Annotated in this window: 14 protein-coding genes; 12 read left to right on the top strand and 2 right to left on the bottom strand. The window is 44.6% G+C overall.

Features of this window, described 5'->3' with window-relative positions; all coding sequences use genetic code 11:
• Positions 1-8 precede the first annotated feature (8 nt).
• Positions 9-3,155, bottom strand: a complete 3,147-nt coding sequence (locus tag I5907_RS02390) for a ligand-binding sensor domain-containing protein (RefSeq protein WP_196989136.1) — start codon at positions 3,153-3,155, stop codon at positions 9-11.
• Between the two features lie 586 nt (positions 3,156-3,741).
• On the opposite strand from I5907_RS02390, the gene I5907_RS02385 reads away from it, so the two are divergent.
• The 3 genes from I5907_RS02385 to I5907_RS02375 are packed head-to-tail and all read left to right on the top strand — an operon-like array spanning position 3,742 to position 9,601.
• A complete protein-coding gene (locus tag I5907_RS02385) occupies positions 3,742-6,930 on the top strand; it encodes a SusC/RagA family TonB-linked outer membrane protein (protein WP_196989135.1) in 3,189 nt (1,062 codons plus the stop codon).
• Positions 6,931-6,956: 26 nt separating this feature from the next.
• Positions 6,957-8,885, top strand: a complete 1,929-nt coding sequence (locus tag I5907_RS02380; RefSeq protein ID WP_196989134.1) for a RagB/SusD family nutrient uptake outer membrane protein — start codon at positions 6,957-6,959, stop codon at positions 8,883-8,885.
• A 20-nt stretch (positions 8,886-8,905) separates the two neighbouring features.
• Entirely contained in the window at positions 8,906-9,601 is a 696-nt protein-coding gene (locus I5907_RS02375; protein WP_196989133.1) for a DUF3823 domain-containing protein, read from the top strand.
• Positions 9,602-9,729: 128 nt separating this feature from the next.
• Here I5907_RS02375 and I5907_RS02370 read toward each other — a convergent pair whose 3' ends face one another.
• Entirely contained in the window at positions 9,730-9,960 is a 231-nt protein-coding gene (locus I5907_RS02370; RefSeq protein WP_196991069.1) for a hypothetical protein, read from the bottom strand.
• A 17-nt stretch (positions 9,961-9,977) separates the two neighbouring features.
• On the opposite strand from I5907_RS02370, the gene I5907_RS02365 reads away from it, so the two are divergent.
• The 9 genes from I5907_RS02365 (at position 9,978) to I5907_RS02325 (ending at position 23,923) form a co-directional block, all read left to right on the top strand.
• The gene (locus tag I5907_RS02365) at positions 9,978-10,970 is read left to right on the top strand and encodes a family 43 glycosylhydrolase (protein ID WP_231401938.1); all 993 of its coding nucleotides are present in this window, start codon (positions 9,978-9,980) and stop codon (positions 10,968-10,970) included.
• 70 nt (positions 10,971-11,040) lie between these two features.
• Entirely contained in the window at positions 11,041-13,107 is a 2,067-nt protein-coding gene (locus I5907_RS02360) for a beta-L-arabinofuranosidase domain-containing protein (RefSeq protein WP_231401937.1), read from the top strand.
• Between the two features lie 210 nt (positions 13,108-13,317).
• Positions 13,318-14,385 (top strand): glycoside hydrolase family 2 TIM barrel-domain containing protein, encoded by a 1,068-nt coding sequence (locus I5907_RS02355; RefSeq protein WP_196989131.1) that lies wholly within the window; start codon positions 13,318-13,320, stop codon positions 14,383-14,385.
• Between the two features lie 57 nt (positions 14,386-14,442).
• Positions 14,443-16,893 (top strand): glutaminase family protein, encoded by a 2,451-nt coding sequence (locus I5907_RS02350; RefSeq protein ID WP_196989130.1) that lies wholly within the window; start codon positions 14,443-14,445, stop codon positions 16,891-16,893.
• Between the two features lie 304 nt (positions 16,894-17,197).
• A complete protein-coding gene (locus I5907_RS02345; protein ID WP_231401936.1) occupies positions 17,198-19,036 on the top strand; it encodes a glycoside hydrolase family 2 protein in 1,839 nt (612 codons plus the stop codon).
• Between the two features lie 28 nt (positions 19,037-19,064).
• The gene (gene galK, locus I5907_RS02340) at positions 19,065-20,231 is read left to right on the top strand and encodes a galactokinase (RefSeq protein WP_196989129.1); all 1,167 of its coding nucleotides are present in this window, start codon (positions 19,065-19,067) and stop codon (positions 20,229-20,231) included.
• Positions 20,224-21,375, top strand: coding sequence for a glycoside hydrolase family 76 protein (locus tag I5907_RS02335; protein WP_196989128.1), 1,152 nt, complete (start codon positions 20,224-20,226; stop codon positions 21,373-21,375). Before galK ends, I5907_RS02335 begins: the two co-directional genes overlap by 8 nt.
• 31 nt (positions 21,376-21,406) lie before the next feature.
• Complete coding sequence (locus I5907_RS02330) at positions 21,407-22,564, top strand: aldose epimerase family protein (RefSeq protein ID WP_196989127.1); 1,158 nt, start codon at positions 21,407-21,409, stop codon at positions 22,562-22,564.
• A 318-nt stretch (positions 22,565-22,882) separates the two neighbouring features.
• Positions 22,883-23,923, top strand: coding sequence for a glycoside hydrolase family 43 protein (locus tag I5907_RS02325; protein WP_196989126.1), 1,041 nt, complete (start codon positions 22,883-22,885; stop codon positions 23,921-23,923).
• Positions 23,924-23,934: the final 11 nt, after the last annotated feature.

Below are 23,934 nucleotides of genomic sequence, written 5' to 3'. Positions count from 1 at the left end.
GTGTATGTTTATCTTAGGTCAAACTCTATGGCCTGGTGTACAGGCAGTATTAATACAAATGTGTTAATGGTTGTGGCAGACTTATCTACATACAGTGCACCTTTGTGCAGCTCTGCCAGGGACCGCGCCAGGGCAAGACCGATGCCTGTTCCTTTCTGGTTTTCTATCTGCTGCACCTGGTAAAACGGCTCAAATATTTTTTCGCCCAGGTGTGCCGGTATCATATTGCCATCGCTCTTCACTTTAATTACAAAACGTCTTTTTTCATTGTTGTAATAAGCAAGCTCCAGTATAGCTGTGTGTTTTGCAAACTTGATGGCATTGCTGATAAGGTTACTCAGTATCTTTTTCAATGCTTCTTCATCAACATAAGCATGTATATTTTCGCCAGGCAAATCCATGTGGCAGCTTAGCTGTTTCTGTTCTGCTGCGGCTGCAAAATGAGAGCAGGTTTCTTTTACCAGTTCGTTAATGTCTGTGTGTACAAAATTCAGGCTAAAGCCTTTTGTTTCCGTTTTCCTGAAGTCGAGTAACTGGCTGGTAAGGTCTACCAGCCTGTTGGTATTTTTTTCCATCAGCCGCAGGTTGGGTACAATATCTGCACGGGCATCTGTTTGCTTAAGCACTTTTTCCAGCGGGGCCTTTATAAGTGTAAGCGGTGTGCGTATCTCATGCGCCACGTTGGTAAAGAATTCGATTTTTGCCTCGTAAATCTCTTTTTCCTTTTCGTGTTGAAACAACTCCATCTTGCGTTGGTTTCTTGCAATAAGGCGCTGGTTATAGCTGCGGATGATATAAAAGATCAACAGCAAGGCAGCGGTAATGTACAACGCGTAGGCCCACGTGCCTGCCCATATGGGCGGAAGTATTTCAATATTCAGCACTGCGGGCTGGCTGCTCCAGTTGCCGCTGCCCGTTTTGGCTTTTACTTTAAACGTGTAGTTGCCGGGTGGCACGTCTGTAAAATAAACTTTGCGGTTAGATTTAAGATAGGTCCATTCATTATCCAGCCCTTCCATGATGTAGGCATACTCAACCATCTCCGGTGACGTGTATGCCAGCGCCGCAAAGCCGATGCTTACATAAGACTGGTTGTAAGCAAGCGTTATTTTCTTTGTATAAGCAATCGATTTTTCCAACACTGTTCCTGCATGCACGGTAAGCGGTTCATTGTTTATTTCTAGCCCTGTAATGTATATGGGCGACGTGTAATTATTTGGTGCAAATGAGCTGGGGTTAAAGCTTATCATGCCCCGTACACTTCCAAAATAAATTGTACCATCTTCATCTTTGAAACCAGAACTGTAATTAAACTGGTCATTCAACAGACCGTTAGATTTTGTATACGTAATAATTGCATCTGTTGCGGGGTCGAGTTTTGTAAGACCACGGGTGGTTGTTATCCACATCATGTGCTGGTCATCTTCGAGTATGCGCAATGCAGTAGTTGAGGGAAACCCGTTTTTAGCATTGTATCTTTTAAAAGTTTTGGTAAGCGGGTTGTACCTGCACAGGCCACCACCTTCTGTTCCAATCCAGATGGTGCCGCGGCTGTCTTCGTATACATCAATTACAAAATTGGTAGAGAGACTGTTTTTGTTTTTGGGGTCATATTTAAGTTCGCCTTTTGTATTCGTTTTGGTATTGAAATAATATACACCATTATCGGTGGTGCCGGCCCATACTGTTCCGTTGTGATCTTCGCATAAAGTATATATAAAATTGGGAGGCACCTGTGGCACACGTTCAAACATATCTGTGGCAGCATTGTATTTTTGCAGGCCGTTCCGTGTGCCCACATATATGGTATTGTCCGTTGTTTTAATGATGGAGATAATAAAATTACTTACCAGCCCGCCCTTTGCGTCTGCACCGTAATGCTTTACCACTTTACCGCTTTTAATATCCAGTATGTCGAGGCCATGTTCAAAAGTGCCTACCCACAGTTCATGATCGTTTGCCAGCAAAGCGTGTATGTTGTAATAAGTAATATCCGTTTTGTTGCCTGTCGGTTTAAACGCGGTAAAGGTTTGTGTATGCTTATCAAACTTATTTAAACCTGCATCTTCTGTTCCAATCCAGAAATTGCCGTACCTGTCCCGGCATATTTCGCGTACAGCGTTTCCGCTGAGGGCATTAAAGCTGTTATCCGGGAAAAACTTTTGAAACGAGGTGTATGGCCTGGGGTAATAATTAATGCCACCAAAAAATGTACCTGCCCAAATGCCGCCTTCTTTGTCTTTGCACAATGTGTAAACGGCATTGTCTGAAAGCGAGTAAGGATTGTTGTATTGCTTTTTCAGGTTTACAAAACTGCTGTCTGTTGTATTGTAAATAAATATGCCCGATTCAGTTGCTATCCAGTATTCGTCACTTTTTGTTTGTATAAAGTCTCTGGCAAAAATGCCCGTTTTGTCTGTATTGTTTGTTATAATGTTATACCATTTGCCGGTAGCAAGCTCATATACTTTTACCCCGTGGGTAGATGTGCCAATAAAAATTTTATTGGCAGCGCTGTAATAGATTTTTTCAATCCACCTGTTTGCGGCGCCGTCTGGAAATACTTTAACAGATGTAAAGTTGTTTTTTGCAGGATTGTAATGCTCAATAGTGCCGTTTGACGTAGATACCCACACCTCTTTGCCTGCGGTAATACAAACAGAAGTGGCATCAAAATAATCGCCCTGCATAAAATCAAACGTCTTACCTGTTGCAAGGTTGTACTTTACCAGCCGGCCGCCAATAATAAACCACAGGTTGTTAAGGCCATCTCTTTTAATGTCTCTTACTTCACCACCTGTTCTTATTGTTGTAAAGTTTTCGGCGATGTCGTTGTACCTGTACAAACCATTAATGGTGCCGGCATAGATTACACCTTCTTCATCTTCGTAAAGGCTGCGCAGGAAATTACTGCCAATACTGGTCGTGTCATCTTCATCGTGCCTGAATACTTTGAATGTATAACCATCAAAGCGGTTGAGGCCACCTTTGGTACCCATCCATATAAAACCTTTTTTGTCCTGTATACAACAATGCACGGTGCTGTTGGCAAGCCCGTCTTCTACCTGGTAATGCCTGAAATAATAAGTCTGGCTTAGTGCAGTTACACCAAGTTGCAGCAGTATGAGCAATACTATCGGGGTCTTGTAGTTCAAGCTATGGCAATCGTTTTTTATTTATGGGCCGGGCATTTGAGCGCTGCGCATCGTTCCTTGCGTCGCACTCTTGTACTGTATATCTATATTCAGCTTAATCTGCCGCGTTGCTGTGTACGTTTGCGTTTTGCAGGCTGACTGTAACCGCAGCATGCTGCGCAATGTTACTGCCGCACAAGTGTGCGACGCAACAGGTGATGCTACCTGCACTGCAGCACGGCTCATCATGTTTTTCTTTCTTTATAGCTAACACGCAGTCAAAAAAACTTTGAGACATTTTGATAAAATAATGAGACAAAATAAAACGATCATCTTTGATAATTGATTTTTCTTCACGTTATCATTCCAACCGGATGATTGCTTATGCCGGACTGTACTTGCCATTATGATGTGTACACCGCTAAGCTATTTGCTTATGTACACTACCAGACACCATAACACTCAAATCAAAAAATCATTATGACTGCATCTAAACAAACAAGCAACAACTCGAGCTGATTTTTTTGGCTTTTTGTGTAAACGATTGCACAAATATAAAAATTTAGAAATTCCAAAATAAACTGTTATGAATTATTGCTTGTTTACAATGAAAAAAACGAAAGCCACATGGCTGCCCGGCAGGAGCAGCTTTTCACTTTTCAGCACACTGCTGAGTTTACTCTTACTTATTTCATCTGCTGTTACAGCACAGGATAATTCCGTTATTTCGGGCGTTGTGCTTGGCTCAGACAAAGCACCTGTAGAAGGTGTAAGTATAGCTACTGATCAAAGCAAAGCCAATACACTTTCAGATGCAAAAGGCGCCTTTACCATAACGGTAACGGCGGCTGACAAGTTCCTCGTCTTTACTTATGTGGGTATGAAGGAGCAGCGCGTAGGTATAACCGGGCAGAAAAATATTACGGTAACGCTCGAGGGTTCAGCATCAGACCTCGGCGAAGTAGTGGTAATTGGGTATGGTACGCAGCGCAAAGGGTCTGTTACAGGTTCTATTGCAACCGTTACCAGTAAAGACATAGACCGTGTGCATGGCGGCGCCACTGTAAGTACCACGCTGGCTGGCAAACTGCCCGGTGTTACATTCAGGATGGCCGATGGCAGGCCCGGTGCATCTGCAGGCATACAGATACGCAACATGGGCAACCCTTTGTATGTAATTGATGGTATACAGCAGGATGCAGGCCAGTTCAACAACCTGGCGCCAAACGACATTGAAAGCATTACTGTATTGAAAGATGGTTCTGCTGCCATTTATGGTGTGCGCGCCGCAAACGGTGTGGTGGTGGTAACTACCAAACGCGGTGCAACCGGCAAAAACGCTATTAATGTAGATGCGTATGCAGGCTGGCAGCAATGGTTTCGTTTTCCTGAAGTCGTTAATAACTCTTACGATTATATGTACTACCGTGCCGAGGCTGAAATAAACAGCTTTGGCAACACGAACATTACACAGGAAGAACTGGAAAAATACAAACAGGGCGAAAGCGCAGGCCCGCAGTACCGCAGCTTCGACTGGAGAAAATTTATTACGAGTAATAACAATGCCCCGCAGAATTCGGTAAACGTAAACATCAACGGTGGTTCAGATAAAGTAAATTATTATGTATCGGCCACCAACTTTTTTCAGAATTCTGTAATGGGTTCTGAGTACAAGTTTAACAGGACAAACATACAGTCTAACATTACTGCTAAATTAACCAGTGGCCTTAAAGTGGGTGTGGACATTAACGGCAGGATAGAAAGCCGTGAAAACCCCGGTGTACCTGGCCTGGACGACTACTGGCTGGCGCGTTATGCCGTATTAAGAAATACGCCCATAGAAAGACCGTATGCCAATGACAATCCTGCCTACCTGAATGATATCGGGCACATTGAAACAAACTATGCATACCTCAATAAAACCATTGCAGGGCTTTACCGCGGAGACTGGCGTGTGCTGCAAACAAACTTTCATGCAGACTACCAGGTACCGGGCATAAAAGGTTTAACGGTGCGTGGTCTGTTCTCTTACTATATAGCAGATTACCTGCTCAATAACCATGAATACACTTATAACGGTTACAGGTATGATGAAGCCAACGATACTTACATACCGTCCGGAGGCAGCACTAACCCATGGCGCGAAAGAGAGCAGATTAAACAGATCAATACAACCTTACAGGGACAGATCAATTACAACAACACCTTCGGTGATCATACCATTGGAGCAACAGTTGTGGCAGAAAGGCTAAAGACCACACGTTTAAGAAACTGGATACATGCATCACCAGTTTCCAATAACCTGCCGCTGATCTACTTTCCTACAGCAGACCGTTATGATGACAGTGATGACAGGACTTCAAGGGTGGGCTATATTGGCCGCGTAACTTATAACTACGCTAACAGGTATTTCCTGGAAGCGTCTGTAAGAAGAGATGCATCATACCTGTTTGCTCCCGGTTATCGTGTTGGTTATTTCCCCGGCGGTTCAATCGGCTGGCGCATTACCAATGAACCATTTTTTAAGAGCCTTTTGGGTGATAACGACTATATCTTAAGTGATCTGAAATTCAGGGCGTCTTATGGTGTACTCGGTGATGATACAAATCCGTATGACAACAGCAATCCTATTGTTGCGCCGTATGCATACCTGCAGGGTTATAACTACAACCAGGGTATTGCCATTCTCGATGGTAACAGTATTACCGTTTCGAGAGATAAAGGTGTGCCTACTACCAACATTACATGGTTAAAAAGTAAGATAATGGATATCGGTATGGATTTCTCGCTATTCAGGGGAAAGATAACCGGTACAGTGGATTACTTCTACCGGAAACGTACAGGATTGCTGGGTGCAAAGAACGATGTGCTTACGCCTATTGAGATCGGTTACCAGTTGCCAAGGGAAAACATCAACAGCGATGCGCAGTATGGTGCTGAGTTTTCACTGGGTTATAACGGAAAGATCAGCCAGTTGAATTTTAATGTTACCGGTAACTTTTCTATCACCCGCGGTAAATCGCTTAACTCTTATAACCCGCTGTTCTTTAATTCATTTGATCAGTACCGCAATTCTTCTGAAGACAGGTTTAACAACATAAGCTGGGGCTACAATGTGTTAGGCCAGTTCAGCTCGCAGGAGCAGATCAATAATTACCCTGTAAATATTGACGGGCAGGGTAACAGGACATTACTGCCCGGAGACCTCATCTACGAAGATGTAAACAAAGACGGAAAGATCGACGGGCTTGATGAAAGACCTATCGGTTATGGTTATGGCCAGCAGCCGAATATCAACTTCGGTTTATCGATAGCACTCAATTACAGGAATTTCGATTTCCACGCAGACTTCTCAGGTGCTGCAGGCTATACATGGTTTCAAAACTGGGAAATGCGCTGGGCGTTCCAGGGTAATGGCAACCTGAATGAAATCTTTACAGACAGGTGGCACAAAGCAGATCCGTTTGACCCCAACAGCGAGTGGATCCCAGGTAAATACCCTGCCAACCGTTACAACCCGGGTACCGGTCATAGTAATTACAATAAGAATTCCACCTTCTGGGCACACAACGTTAAACAGATCAGGGCCAGGACGATTGAGCTGGGCTACAGGCTGCCACAGGACTGGCTGAAAAGAGTGCGGATACAGAATACAAGAATTTACCTGAACGTGTACAACCTGTTCTCTATTGACAATCTTAGCCAGTACGGTATAGACCCTGAAGTAATTGACGACAATGGTTTACAGTTTCCTCAAAACAGGGTATTTAACGTAGGTATCAATCTATCGCTCTAACGCTTCTAACGATTAAAAAATTAACGATGAAAAAACTTTTGATTATACTGCCGGTTGCCTGTCTTGTTGTATTGGCAGGATGCCGGAAAGACGATGAATTTTTAAACATCCCGCCCACGCAGGTAATACCGGAAGAAACGGCATTCTCTGATCCTGCACTGGTACTTTCTATATTGGGAGACCTGTATAACAGGATGATTGATTTCTCTGCGCTTGACGGAACACCGTCAGACCCGGGATGGAGATCTTTTGCAGATTTTAGCGAAAGCTTCCCTTCTGAAAATGGCAGCTACTATATTGTGCAGAGAACCGGTTGGGGCTTCGACTCCTGGGGTTTAAACTGGTACGATAGTTATGCTTACATAAGAGACCTTAATCTTTTTATAGCACGTGACAGCGCCTCTACAGAATTGAGTGCAGCAGATAAAGCACGCTTTATGGCAGAGGGCAGGTTCATCCGCGCCAGCTTCTATTTCGAACTGGTAAAAAGATATGGCGGCGTACCATTGATTTTACAGCAATTGATTTACGACCTGAAAGGTGATCCTACTTACCTGCAAACGCCCCGTGCAAAAGAGTCAGATATTTACGACTTTATTATCAGCGAGGCAGAAGCAATCAAGAACGATCTTCCTGCAGATGCCAATACAAAATCAAGGGCATCAAAAGGCGCTGCATTGGCCATGGAAGCAAGGGCTGCATTGTATGCTGCATCTATTGCAAAGTATGGAAACATCAGAACGCCGCAGGTTACCCTGCCAGGTAATGAAGTAGGTATTCCTGCAGAAAAAGCAACTGAATACTATACAAAAGCGCTTACTGCTGCGCAGGAAATTATCAACGGGCAGGCCGGTGCTTACAAACTTTACCAGGTATTGCCAAACCTGTCAGACAATTTTGCCGCATTGTTCCTGGACAAAACAAGCGTAAACCAGGAATCTATGTTTATAGAAGACTTTAGGGTAAATGGTGGTAAAACACACGCTTTCACCACCAATGATCAGCCTTTCTCTTTGTCTGATGAAGGAGACGATGCAGGTCGTTTGAATCCATCACTAAACCTGGTGGAAGCTTTCGAAAACCTTGATAATACATACGCGCCGCTTGCTACAACAGATGGCTCAGGCAACCCTGTTTTCTACGATGACATACAGGGCATATTTGCGGGCCGCGATGCACGTCTTGCAGGCACCGTACTACTGCCAAACGCTGTATTCAAATCCGGTGTTACAGATATATGGGCGGGCTACCAGCTGGCCGACGGCTCAATACTCACAAGCGACAACGCCGTAAACACCAAGCCGCTGCCCGGCACAGAAACACCGGTGCCTGTAGTTGGTAAAGACGGGCCTATCAGTGGTTTGCAATACAGAACACAAACCGGGTTTTACATCAGGAAATGGTTAGACCCGCAGGTTGGTTCTGGCAGAAGAGGCCGCGGCAGTGATGTTGCGTATATCCGTTACCGTTATGCAGAAGTATTGTTAAATGCTGCAGAAGCAGCATTCGAACTTGGTCAAACACAGCTTGCAGCAGATTATATGAACCAGGTTCGCGCAAGGGCCGGCCTTACCACCGCTTTAACTGCAGGAGAAATAACTTTTGACCGCGTAGTGCATGAGCGCCGCGTAGAGCTTGCTTTTGAAGGGCATATCTTATACGACATGAAACGCTGGAGACTTGCACACATTGTATGGGATGGTTCTCCGCTTACAAAAACAGAACTCGTAAGCAATATTGGCCAGGCTACAAAAACAAGTACGCAGCCATGGGGTTTGTGGCCTTACAAATACTATAACCCTGCCAGCCCCGATAATGGCAAGTGGTTGTTTAAAGAAGTATTGCCCGGCCCTGTTACAGGAAACAACCTGTTCCAGTTGGGTAATTACTACTCCCTTATTGGCGATGATGTGATTTCTGCCAATCCAAAAATTGTAAAGCAACCTAACCAATAACAACTTTAAATTATTCAGACATGAAGATCCTTTCTTATATAGTTGCAGGTTGTGTTTTAACAGGTGCTTTGTATTCCTGTAAAAAAGATAACTATGCACCGCCATCATCTCAGATTACAGGCGGGCTGTTGTATAACGGTGATACCATTTATGTAGAGTACGAACGTGTGCCATTTCAGTTGTATCAATCCGGTTTTGGTAAAGTTGGTGCCATTAATGGTGTATTCACACAAGATGGACAGATGAATGCCTTGCTGTTTGACGGTGATTATAAATTCATTGTTCCAACAGGCCAGGGCCCTTTCATGTGGCCTAAAACAGCAGCAGGCACACCAGACTCACTGGCTATATCAGTTGCCGGCAGCAAAACGGTTGATATAGAAGTAACGCCATATTACATGATACGCAACGCAAACATCAGCGTTAGCGGTACCACGGTTAATGCAACTTTTAAGGCAGAAAAAATTATAACCGATGCCAATGCAAAAGACATTGAAAGTGTAACGTTGTTTGTAAACAACACGGTGTATGTATCAGGTACAAACAATGTAGCACGGGCTGATAAAGCAGGTGCCGACATTACAGATCCTGATAACATCAGCCTGTCTGTTGCTTTGCCAACGCTTAGCCAGGACTATGTTTTTGCAAGGGTAGGTATTAAGATTGCAGGTGTGGAAGACATGATCTTTTCACAGCTTGTAAAGCTTACCTTTTAATGAATATTACCGGGCTGTGTGTAACGGCCTGGTAATACAATGTGTAGTTGTTTGAAATATTGTTATGTGCCGGGCAGCAGTATAAGCATTGGGCTTTTGTTGCGTCGCACTCTTGTACGGCAGCAGCATTATTGAGCAATGCGAAGACCGAAGCGGATTTTTAAAACCCCGGTCTGTTGAAATGTTGCGCTTCCTCCGGCGCCAATCGGTGGCTGTTCTGCTGTCGCCCAAAGTTCCTGCAGTACAAGTGAGTGACACAACAGGAGATGCCATGAGTACTGCAGCCGGCAAACAATGATAAAAGCTTTCATTAACTGAACGTGCAATGCATAAGCGCATGAAGATTTTTTTGGTTTCATATTTAGTGGTTTTATTTATGGCAGTGGTTAACACGGTAATGGCGCAGGATGTTACACACACGGCACCTGCGCCGCTCTACCGTGATCCTGTTACAGATGGGGCCGCCGACCCTGTAATGGTATGGAACCGTGCAGCACAAAAATGGTGGATGTTGTACACACAGCGCCGTGCAAATACGGAAGCGCCGGGTGTATCCTTCTGCTATGGTAATGATATTGCGGTGGCCTGTGGGGAAGACAGTGGCCGCACATGGGTTTACCGCGGCACGCTGAATCTTGCATTTGAAGAAGGGCGTAATACCTACTGGGCTCCTGAGGTTGTTTATCATGAAGGTGTTTACCACATGTTTGTGGTGTATATACAAGGTGTAAGAAGTGAGTGGGGTGGTAAGGCACGCATGGCACATTATACAAGCAATGAACTATGGCAGTGGAAGTTTATTGGGTTTGTAACGCTTTCGTCAGAGCAAGTCATAGACGCGTCGCTTATGCAAATGCCCGATGGTACCTGGCGTATGTGGTATAAAGATGATGCACGCAACGCCGCAATTATGATGGCAGAAAGCAAAGATCTTTTTACGTGGACATACAATAACGAGCCCGTACTTGGCAACACCGCCCAGGAAGGTCCGAAAGTGTTTGCATATAACCATTATTACTGGATGCTGACAGATGAATGGCGCGGCATGCGTGTATACAGATCGGCCGACGCTATACATTGGGAAAAACAGGGGCTTATATTAGACAGCGCGTCGGCAAGAAAAGATGATCAACCAGGCGGTGCACATGGAGATGTGGTTGTGGTAAATGATAAGGCATGGGTGTTTTACTTTACACACCCCGGCAGGATAAAACATGGCGAAGCACACATGGATGCGAATGGTATTTATCCTTTCAGCGAAAGAAGATCATCGATACAGGTAGCGCCATTGCAATTTGCAAACGGAACGCTTGTAAGCGACAGGAGCAGGCCCTTTGTATTTTCTTTGCCTGCATTGAAGAATAAGTGACGATACAGTATTGTTGAACGTGGTTTTTTTATTACTTTTTATCGCCGGTAAAAAAGTGAACGTATAAAGCATGAAGAGAAAATATTTCAGTCTGAAACAGATCAGTACAATAAGTGCCGGTATTGTTGCGGCCCTGCTTTTTATAAACTGGAATATGCCTGCTTCAGATAGCGTAACAGTTGTTAAGCGCATTACAGCAACAACTTCCAGCAAATATTATGTGTCCAATAAGGCACCACTTGTTCCATCGCAGTTTATTAAGCTGCCGGCGGGCAGTATAAAGCCACAGGGTTGGGTGCTGAAATATCTCGAACTGCAGCGGGATGGTTTAACGGGCAATCTTGGCGAAATAAGTGCCTGGCTCGATAAGCACAACAATGCCTGGTATAGTGGTACAGGCCAGGGCGATCATGGATGGGAAGAGGTTCCATACTGGCTGAAAGGGTATGGTGATATCGGCTACATATTGCATGATGAAAAAATGATTGCCGAAACAAAAAGGTGGCTGGAGAAAGTTTTTGAAAGCCAGCGTGCAGACGGTTACTTTGGCCCAACCATCAAAGAAGGTGAGTATACAGATCTCTGGTCAAATATGATCATGTTGTGGACCATGCAATCATATTACGAATACAGTAAGGATGCACGTGTTATTCCCTTCATGACAAAATATTTCAAATGGCAGTCTGCAGTACCAGACAATAAATTATTGCAAACCTATTGGGAGAACAGCCGCGGCGGAGATAATCTTTACAGCATTTACTGGTTGTATAACCGCACCGGCGAGTCCTGGTTGCTGGAGCTTGCCCATAAAATTCACAACAATACGGCAGACTGGACGCAGGCCAATAACCTGCCCAACTGGCACAATGTAAACGTTGCCCAATGCTTTCGTGAGCCGGCCACTTATTACCTGCAGACAAAAGATTCTGCGCATTTAAAAGCTACTTACAACAACTTCAGTCTTATACGCAACATCTATGGCCAGGTGCCCGGTGGTATGTTTGGCGCAGATGAAAATGCCCGTAAAGGTTACGACGATCCCAGGCAGGCCGTTGAAACATGCGGAATGGTGGAGCAGATGGCATCTGATGAATTGCTTATTGGTATTACCGGCGACCCAATGTGGGCAGACAATTGCGAAGACGTAGCCTTCAACACATACCCTGCGGCTGTAATGCCCGATTTTAAAGGTTTGCGTTACCTCACTGCTCCGAATATGGTGATCAGTGACAGTAAAAATCATTCACCCGGTTTACAAAACGAAGGGCCTTTTCTCAGCATGAACCCGTTTAGCAGCAGGTGCTGTCAACACAATCATGCCCAGGGCTGGCCTTATTATGCAGAACATTTATGGATGGCCACGCCTGATAATGGTATTGCCGCCATGTTATACAGCAGCAGCGAGGTAACTGCGAAGGTTGGTAACGGCAAAGAAGTAACACTGAAGCAGACGACCAATTACCCGTTTGATGAAAAAATTATGATCGAAGTAAACGGTAGCGGTGAGTTCCCTTTATACATGCGTATCCCGGGCTGGTGCACACGTTCCGCTTTAAGTATCAACGGGAAGCCTGTTACAGGCAATTTCGAAGCAGGTTCATATGCACGCATTGAAAGAAAGTGGAGTAACGGGGACAAGATTGAACTAACTTTTCCGATGCAGCTTGCATTGCGTACATGGAACAAAAACAAGAACAGTGTAAGCCTGAATTATGGGCCACTCACTTACTCCTTAAAGATCGAAGAAAATTATACGAAGGTAGATGCTACCAAAGCAGCCGTGTGGGATGCAAAATGGCAGGCCAATGCAGACCAGAGTAAGTGGCCGGCCTACGATATTTATCCTTTGTCAATGTGGAACTATGGCCTGCTTATAAACAGTAAACCATTGGCTCAACAATTTGAAGTAGTAAAAAAAGAATGGCCTGCAAGCAATTTTCCTTTTACACTAAATGATGTACCGGTTCTGATAAAGGCTAAAGGCAAAATGATACCACAGTGGACAATTGACAAATACGGTTTGTGTGATACGCTGCCGCAGAGCCCTGTAAACGTGAATACAAAAGAGACAGAGATTACATTGATACCGATGGGAGCTGCAAGATTAAGGATCTCGGCTTTCCCGGTAGTAGAATAAAAGAAATTACTATCAGCCTTGCTTACCGCGGTTACATGTTTTGCTGCAGTCATGTTCCCTGTTAGCAGGTTTAAAGGTTTTTAAAATTTCTCAGCAGCAGTTAGTTATGGGAGGGAAGAATACAGCAATCCATTAGTTCTTAGTCTTATTAACTAATTTTCTTCCCTCATTTTTTTAAAAGACCGATTTGAATATAAACTGAAAATTATCATGAAGAAACTGACCTCCTTATTTGCTGTGTTGTTATGCCTGGTGGCAGCAAATGCAAATGCACAAAGCGAAAGAGCTGTATGGACAAAAGAGCAAGCCAATGAATGGTACAGTAAACAGGGCTGGATACGCGGCAGCAATTTTACACCGGGCAGCGCCATCAACCAGTTGGAGATGTGGCAGAAAGAAACGTTTGACCCGGCAACAATCGATAAGGAGCTTGGTTTTGCAGAAGGCATTGGTTTTAATACCATGCGTGTGTTCCTTCATCATGTGGCATGGGAAGTTGACCCCGAAGGTTTTAAAAAAAGAGTGAATGAATACCTTGCTATTGCAGACAAACACCACATCAAAACAATGTTTGTTTTCTTTGATGATGTATGGGATGAAAACTATGCAGCAGGAAAACAACGCGAACCAAAACCAGGGGTACACAATTCAGGCTGGATAAGAGACCCGGGAAAGCTTTTCTACGAAACAAATCCCGCAGTGGTGGCCACGCTGGAGAAGTATGTAAAAGACATACTTACAACATTTAAAAATGATCATCGCATATTGATGTGGGATGTATATAATGAACCCGGTAACAGCGGTTATAAAGGTAAAAGTCTTTACCTGTTATCACTGGTGTTCAGGTGGGGCAGGCAGATAAATCCCGTGCAGCCACTGTCTGCAGGCGTTTGGGCCAAAGACCTAACAGAGCTGAATACATTTCAGCTTGCCAACTCAGATATCATTACATACCACAATTACGATGATGAAAAAGTGCATGCAGAAGTAATAGACTCTTTACAGAAATACGGCCGTCCGCTCATCTGTACCGAATACATGGCACGTACAAGGGGCAGCAAGTTTCAGAATATCATGCCGATGATGAAACAAAAAAATGTAGGCGCCATCAACTGGGGTTTCGTGGCCGGCAAAACAAATACCATTTATGCGTGGGATACACCAATACCCGATGGCTCAGAACCAAAAGTGTGGTTTCACGATATATTCAGGAAAGACGGCTCACCGTATAGCAAAGAAGAAGTCGACCTGATCAAATCGCTCACTGGTAAAAAATAGACATTCACCGTTGACGATTTTCCATTCACTATTGACCATTCACCTCAAAAAAAGCAAATGAATTTTAAAGGTTTAATAAAAGCAGTAACCTGTTTATTTTTTTCGCAGCAGTTAAGCGCCCAGGTTAATAAGGCGCCGGCATACCCGTTGATTACACATGATCCATACCTCAGTGTATGGTCATTCACAGATCAGCTGAACGCATCTCCTACAAAACACTGGACAGGCTCCGAACAGTCGTTGATCGGTTTAATAAAGGTAGATGGTAAAATTTATCGGTTACTTGGTAAAGAGTCTTTGCCGCTTAAACCTATTGTGCCTGTTGGCGATGAAACCGCCTACACGGTAAAGTATGTTACAGCAGCACCGGCAGAAGGCTGGATGAAAGAAAATTTTGATGATGGTAAATGGAAAACAACACAGGCACCTTTTGGCGATAATGAACGTGCCAAAACAAGATGGACAGAAGGTGACCTGTGGGTGCGCAGGTCTTTTGATCTTGCAAATACAGACATCAATGAGCTTTATCTCAGAATGCAGCATGATGATAATGTGCAGGTGTACCTGAACGGTGAAGAGATTTACAATTGCAACTGCTGGAATGGCAAAATAGAAAATTATAAAATGGATGACGCTGTAAAAAGCAGGCTAAAAAAAGGAAAGAATGTTTTGGCCATCCATATTGCCAATACCGCAGGCGGTTCATGGCTCGATGCCGGTTTTGCTGACAAGCCTAAACCAAAGCCCGACCCGCAGGCAGTAGAAGATGCAGTGCAGCAATCTGTAAACGTTACAGCTACGCAAACAAAATATGCATTCACATGTGGCGCTGTAGATGTTGACCTGTCTTTTGTAAGCCCGCTGGTTATTTCTGATATTGACTTACTTGCCAGGCCCGTTTCTTATGTAACGTTTAAAGTAAAACCAAATGATGGCAAGGCGCACGATGCACAGGTTTACTTTGGTACATCTACTGATCTTGCCGTAAACGTAAGGGCACAGGAAGTAAAAGCAGGCAGCTACACATCCGGCGGTTTAAACATTTTAAAAGCAGGCACCACAGAGCAGCCGGTACTGCAAAAGAAAGGTGACGACCTGCGTATAGACTGGGGTTACCTTTATGTGGCCATACCAGAATCTTCCAACGCTATACAAACGATCAGCCAGGCTACATCTGCGCTTACCGCATTTGCACCAAATAAAATAAATCTTACTACAGGCAAAGGCTTATGGTTAAATACCATTATTCCTTTTGGTAAGATAACGGGTGCCAGCGAGCAAACGGTAATGCTCGGCTACGATGATCTGTATGCGGTTCAATATTTTCAGCAGAACCTTAAAGCATGGTGGAAAAAAGGCAATGCAACCATAGAAGGCGAACTGGCTGCTGCAGCAAAAGATTATACTACTGTGCTTGCCAAATGCGAAGCAACAGATCAAATGATCTTCGAAGATGCAAAGAGAGCCGGCGGAGAAAATTATGCAAAGCTTTGTGTAATGGCTTACAGGCAATCAATAGCGGCGCACAAAGTGTTGAAAAGTCCCCAGGGCGAAACTTTGTTTCTGTCAAAAGAAAATTACAGTAATGGTTCTATAAATACTGTAGATGTTACTTACCCGTCAGCACCGCTTTTTCTTGCTTATAACACAGAACTGATGAAAGGAATGCTGAATGGTATTTTCTACTACAGCGAAAGCGGTAAATGGACCAAGCCTTTTCCTGCACACGATATCGGTACTTACCCGCTTGCAAACGGGCAAACATATGGTGAAGATATGCCCGTGGAAGAGTGTGGAAACATGATGTGTCTTGCAGGTGCCATCAGTAAGGCAGATGGGAATATTGCATATGCAAAACAACATTGGGAAACATTGACAAAATGGGTAGCGTTTCTTGTAAAGGAAGGCCTCGATCCTGCCAACCAATTGTGTACCGATGATTTTGCCGGCCACCTTGCACGCAACGCAAACCTTGCTGTCAAAGCTATTTGCGGCGTTGGCGCCTATGCCATGATGGCCGATATGATGGGCGACAAAGCTACCGCAGATAAATACAACGCCATTGCAAAAGATATGGCCACAAAGTGGATGTCTCTTGCAGATGCAGGCGATCATTATGCGCTTACCTATAACGATAAAAATACCTGGAGCCAGAAGTACAATATGATCTGGGATAAACTGCTTGGTCTTAATCTTTTTCCCGACGAAGTGTATAAGAAAGAGATTGCTTATTACTTGACAAAGCAGCAAACTTTTGGTCTCCCGCTAGATAGTCGTAAAACATATACAAAGTCTGACTGGATCTTGTGGACGGCAGTGCTTACAAACAATGAAAACGACTTTACAACTTTTGTAGATCCTGTCTATAAATATGCAACGGAAACACCCACACGTGTTCCACTCAGCGACTGGCACGAAACAACAGACGGTAAACAGGTTGGCTTCCAGGCACGCAGTGTGGTGGGTGGTTATTTTATAAAAGTACTCGCAGATAAGTGGAAGCAATAATTGTTGGGGCCGGGCAGTAGTACATGCATGAGGCTTTTGTTGCGTCGCACTCTTGTACGCCAGTAGGTATTGCGGCACAGCGAAGGCAACAACGTGTGTTTTTACCCTGGTGTTGCATGCGCTGCCTGCAACGCCGGCTGTATGGCTGTTACAATATTTGCCAATGTACCGTGCAGGTGAAAGCGCTTCGCAGTGGTGAACAGCGGACAGAACGTACAAGTGAGTGACACAACAGGCGATGATAGTAGTAATGCAGCTTGTCAACAAACATAAAATAACATTGCTTCAATAAACCAATGATTGTATGATGAAAAAAATCTTAGCCGCAGCAGGCTTTACCTGTGTATGCGCCTGTGCAGTTGCGCAGGATGGTTGGAAAATGGTGGAAGGTAAAATTGCAACGCCATGGGCAGCGAAAGTAGATCCGTCAATGCCATTGCCGGAATATCCGAGACCGCAAATGGTGCGTGGCGACTGGAAGAACCTGAACGGTTTATGGAACTATGCAGTGCTGCCAAAAAGTGAAGCAAAACCATCAGCCTACCAGGGAAAGATACTGGTGCCTTTCGCCATTGAATCTGCATTGTCGGGCGTTGGCAAAACAGTGGGTAAAGACAGTTTATTGTGGTACGCAACATCTTTCGATTTGCCAAAGAAAAAGAATGCAACATACTTGTTGCATTTTGGTGCTGTTGACTGGCGTACAGAAGTATTTGTCAACGGCAGATCAGTTGGTATACATGAAGGTGGTTACGATCCTTTCAGCTTTGATATTACCGGCTTTATTACAAAAGGTAAGCAGCAGCTCGAAGTAAAAGTATGGGACCCTACTGATGATGGCCCGCAGCCAAGAGGTAAACAGGTAAACAGGCCGCATGGTATCTGGTACACACCTGTTACCGGCATCTGGCAAACGGTTTGGGTTGAAGCTGTACCGCAGACTTACATTGCTGCAACCATACAAACGCCGGATGTAGATAACAAACGCTTAAGCGTTACAACAGATGTTAAGAACCTGCAGCCGGGCGATAGTATCAAGATCAGCGCATGGGATGGCTCCTCAGTAATAGCCGAAACAACTGCTGCAGGCGCTGCTGAAGCAAAGCTTGCGATCGGTAACCCGAAATTGTGGTCAGTTAAAAGTCCTTTCCTGTATGATCTTAAAATAGCGGTTGTAAGAAAAGGAAAAGTAGTTGATGAAGTGAAGAGTTATTTCGCGATGCGCAAATCTTCTGTTAAAGCAGATCAGCATGGGGTATTGCGCATGATGCTGAATGATGAATTTGTTTTTCAACTGGGCCCGCTCGACCAGGGTTGGTGGCCTGATGGTTTATATACCGCGCCAACAGATGAAGCACTGCTGTTTGATATTGTAAAGACAAAGGAGATGGGCTTTAACCTTATTCGTAAACATGTAAAAACAGAACCGGCACGCTGGTACCGCTATTGCGATTCCGTAGGCATGCTTGTATGGCAGGATATGCCAAGCGGAGATCTTGGTGCACGCTGGAACTCACGCCCCGGTTATGAAGGCGGTAATGAAATGGATCGTACACCGGAATCGGAAAAAATCTACCGTACAGAATGGAACGCTATTATGGAGAGCCTGCACAACTTTCCCAGCATAGTGGTATGGACGCCCTTTAATGAAGCATGGGGCCAGTTCAAGACCATTGAGATAACTGAATGGACAAAGCAAAAAGATCCTTCAAGGCTTGTAAACAGCGCAAGCGGTGGTAATTTTTATGTCACAGGCGATATCATGGATTTGCACAATTACCCGGCACCGGCAATGCCAAAGGTTGATCTTTTTGGTGCAAAGCAGGCACTTGTATTAGGAGAATTTGGCGGACTTGGATTACCACTTGAAGGGCATACATGGCAGGGTAAAAACAACTGGGGCTACCAGAGTTTTAAAGATGCTGATACCATGTACATGAAGTATGCGGAATTTATAGAAGCCCTGCAACCATTGATCCGGAAAGGCTTGTCTGCAGCAGTGTACACGCAAACAACAGATGTAGAGGTAGAAACGAACGGTTTAATGACATACGACCGGAAAGTAATAAAGATGCCGGCTGAAAAGCTGAACGCCATACACAGCAAGCTATACAGCAAAAAAATTGGCGTGGTGAAAGAGTAATTTGTCCAGTAGTCCTAAAAAAAATGCAATGAGTTTTACCGGCAAGGTTTATAAACGATTTAAAGAGTTGTACAATGACGAACCTGTTATTGTACGTTCACCGGGCAGGGTGAACCTGATTGGTGAGCATACGGATTATAATAGCGGTTTTGTACTGCCTGCTGCAGTAAACAAGGCCGTTTACGCAGGCATATCTAAAAGAGAAGATGATAAAATCTTGTTGTATGCGGCAGAATTTGATCAGCATTTTACTACAGATATACATACACTGGCACCCAATAAAGAACGATGGCCCGACTATATTTTGGGCGTGGCAGACCAGTTTCAGAAACAGGGTTTAACCATCAGTGGTTTTAATATGGTATTGGATGGTAATGTGCCGATCGGTGCAGGAATGTCTTCTTCTGCAGCCGTAGAATGCGCCACTGCAAAAGCATTGAGTGAACTGTTTGCACCTGGCCTCTCAAAGCTCGATATGGTAAAAATGGCACAGGCCGCAGAACATGAATTTGCCGGTGTTAAGTGCGGTATCATGGACATGTTTGCCAGTGTGTTTGGCAAAAAAGATCATGTAATAAAACTCGACTGCCGCTCGCTGGAGTATGCATATGTGCCTTTTGATTTTGATGATATTGCCATCGTATTGTTCGACACGGGCATAAAACATTCGCTGGCATCTACGGAATATAATGTACGCCGGCAGCAATGCGAAGCCGGTGTGGCAATGATACAAAAGCATTATACCGGTGTGCATAGCCTGCGCGATGCAACGATGGAGATGCTCGATGCCTGTGTAAAGCATGATGCTGTGGTGTATAACCGCTGCAGCTTTATTGTGGCAGAGATCCAGCGCCTGCAGGATGCCTGTAATGATCTGCAGCATAATGACATCAGTGCTTTTGGTAAGCGTATGTTTGAAACGCATGCAGGCCTTAGCCGGTTGTATGAAGTAAGCTGCCCGGAACTTGATGTGCTGGTGGAATCGGTTAAAAATAATCATGCTGTAATGGGTGCACGTATGATGGGCGGGGGGTTTGGCGGTTGCACCATCAACCTGGTAAAAAAAGATATGATCCATACGCTGGTGCATGAAACCACGGCAAAATACAAAGGAGCAACCGGCCGGGACCTGCAGGTGTATATTGCTTCAATTGAAAATGGTACGGAAGTAATGCATGGATTGATCAATGCCTGACATTTTTAAAAACCGTACCGGCCATTCTTTGCTTAACCTGGAAAAACAACAAATGAATTACAGCAACAATACATTTATCCGGCTTTTGTTATGTGCAGCGGTGGGCCTGTTATTCTTCTTTCCTGTTGCAGGGCAGCAAAAAGAGGAATATGCCAGGCGCATCAATCTACTGCAAAAGAATATTGACGCACATTTTTACGATGCTGCCAAAGGCCTTTACTACGAGCATTATCCTAAAAAGGCAAACGATAAACTGCACTCTTATATGTGGCCGCTCTGTGCTTTGGTACAGGCCGCCAACGAACAGGAAGCGATCATGCAGGACAATGATGCTATGGAACCGGTAGTAAGAGCCATTGAACAATACTACAACACAGATGCTCCTGCAAATGGTTACCAGGCTTACGTTACCGCAGAAGAACATGACAGCCGGTTTTACGACGACAACCAGTGGATTGCAATTGCCTGCCTCGATGCCTATAACAGAACCCGCAAGGATTACTACCTGGATAAACCGAAAGAGATTTACCGTTTTATGATGACGGGTTTCGACACCATCTCGGGTGGTGGGTTGTATTGGAAAGAAGATGAGAAAACTACCAAGAACACGTGCTCCAACGGGCCGGGTATACTTATTGCCTTGCAGTTATACAGCATAACAGGGCAAAAAAATTACCTTGATACAGCCATGTTGCTTTATAAGTGGGTCAATCAGCATCTGCAGTCTGCAGATGGCCTTTATTACGATCACATCAAAATACCATCGCTGAAAATTGATTCAGCAAAATATACATACAACACCGGCACCATGCTGCAGGCAAATGTGTTGTTGTACAGGATTACAAAAGATCAGCAATACCTCTCAGAAGCGCAGCGTATTGCCGCCGCAGCCCGGCAATATTTTTACAGGCACAATAAACTACCCGGCAATTACTGGTTCAATGCCGTATTGTTAAGAGGGCTGCAGGACCTGTACAGGGAAGACCACAACCGGGCGCACATAGAATGGTTTGCAAAAGATGCAGAGAGAATATGGGCCCGGAAGCGCAACGCAGACAACCTCGTGGGTACGCAGAAAAACTATGCTATGATAGACCAGGCAGCCATGATTGAAATCTATGCAAGACTGCTGGGAATGCTTTGATTAAGCCGCTCTTTTTTAAAACACATTTTATATGACCATTCAAAAAATAACCGTCTTTGCTTTTGCTGTAGCTGCAATAATGGCCTGCAACAACACAGCAAACAACGAAACAGAAACTGCAACCGCTAAAAAAACAGCTATGGTTGATAAAAAAAATTTTGAAGCAACAATAGATGGCAGGCAAACCGCACTCTATGTGTTAAAGAACGGCAACCTGCAGGCAGCTTTTACCAATTATGGCGGCCGGCTGGTAAGTCTTATAGTGCCGGGCAAAGACAATAACCCTGTTGATGTAATTGTTGGGTTTGACAATGTGATGGGTTTTAAAAATTCCACTGAACCATATTTTGGTGCAACCATCGGCCGCTACGGAAACCGCATTGCCAAAGGAAAATTTACACTTGATGGTAAACAGTACAGCATCTTTACCAACAACGGTGCAAACGCTCTGCACGGTGGTAAAAAGGGTTACCAGGATGTAGTGTGGGATGCGCAAATGCAGGGTGATACAGCCGTTGTTTTTACTTATCTAAGCAAAGATGGTGAGGAGGGTTTCCCCGGAAACCTGGCTGTAAAAGTTACGTATGCATTAACTGCGCAAGACGGCCTTGCTATACATTACGAAGCCACTACTGATAAAAAAACAGTGGTTAACCTTACCAATCATGCATTCTTTAACCTGAACGGTTACGGCAGTGGTACCATCAACGATCATTTGCTTACCATTTATGCAGACAACTATACACCGGTAGATACTACCCTTATACCGCTGGGCATACACGCACCGGTAGAAAACACACCATTCGATTTTAGAACCGCAACAAAAATTGGTGAGCGTGTAAATACCGACGATCCCCAACTGAAGAATGGCGGCGGATACGATCATAATTTTGTATTAAACGACAGCACTGCTGATATGCATAAAGCCGCAAGCGTTATAGCAGATAAAACCGGTATCAGGATGGATGTGTTTACGCAGGAACCGGGCCTGCAGTTTTATGGCGGCAATTTTATGCAAAGCAAAAACAATATGAAGGGTGGAACAAAAGATGCATACCGCACCGCGTTTTGCCTGGAAACCCAGCATTTTCCCGACAGTCCCAACCAGCCGCAGTTTCCATCAACTGTGCTGGAGCCGGGTAAAGTATATAAAACAAGTTCTTTGTACAGTTTTTCTGTAAAACAATAATGATGTAGCCGGCTAGGGAATGCTATTGGGCTTTTGTTGTGTCACTCACTTGTACGGCAGAACTTTTTTTGGGCTGCAGGCTGCGGGTGTAACAGCACTATCAACCACAAACAGGTGTTGGGTGGGTGTGGTATATATGTTGTGATGAACAATGCCTTTTTGTGAAAGAGCTAAAGAAAGACATATAGCGCGGCCACATACCGGAACGCTGCAGCCGCCATAATAACCGAACGCACAAGGGAGTGACACAACAGGCGATGCCACAGGGCTCCAAAGCTGCATCAATAGCAAAATACAATGGCCAAAAAAGCAATTTTTATGAAAAAAATATTACGGCTTTTGCTGCTTGCCCTCTGCATAAGTTTTGGTGCGCAGGCACAAGAAACATTTACAAATCCTTTACTGTCATCCGGGCCAGACCCGTGGTGCATATATAAAGATGGTTATTACTACTACATGCATACAACCGGTCGCGATCTGAGGTTGTGGCGCACAAAGAATATTGCCAACATTGCAGCGGCCGCGCATAAAATTGTGTGGACACCACCGGCAACGGGCCCGTACTCCAAAGAAATATGGGCGCCTGAAATACATTATTTTCAAAACAAGTGGTACATCTACTTTTCTGCTGACAGTGGCAACAACAACGATCACAGGATATGGGTGCTTGAAAACAGTGCAGCCAACCCATTGGAAGGTGAATGGATGATGAAAGGAAAGTTTACCACGCCGGAAGATAAGTGGAGCATTGATGGCTCTGTAATGGAGTATAAAGGCAGGATGTATGCAATATGGTCTGGCTGGGAAGGTGATAAAAATGGTGAGCAGGATATTTATATAGCTGCTATGAAAAACCCGTGGACGATAGAAGGGGAGCGGGTAAAAATTTCGAAGCCGGAATACGCGTGGGAAAAACAGGGCGATCTTAAACCGACGGACAACCCGGCGCACATTAATGTAAATGAAGGTCCGCAGTTCCTGGTGCATGGCGATAAAGTATTTGTTATATACTCTGCCAGCGCATGCTGGACGGATACTTACGCACTCGGCATGCTTACCGCAGATGCCGGTGCTGATTTATTAAACGCTTCCTCGTGGAAGAAGTCTGCCGAGCCTGTTTTTAAGCAATCGCTGAAGAACAAAGTTTATGCAACAGGTCATAACAGTTTTTTTGTATCGCCCAACGGCAAAGAAAACTGGATATTATACCATGCCAACAGCAACCCTGGTGACGGATGCGGCAACAAGCGCAGCCCACGTGCACAGCCATTTACCTGGAATACAGATGGTACACCCGATTTTGGCGAGCCTGTAGCAGAGGGCGTGGCATTGCCCATACCGGCTGAACAGGCACCATAAAGAATGTTAAC

It is taken from the genome of Panacibacter microcysteis, from assembly GCF_015831355.1.
In the GTDB taxonomy this organism is placed as follows: Bacteria; Bacteroidota; Bacteroidia; order Chitinophagales; family Chitinophagaceae; genus Panacibacter; species Panacibacter microcysteis.
This window is presented reverse-complemented; position numbering and strand designations above follow the sequence as displayed.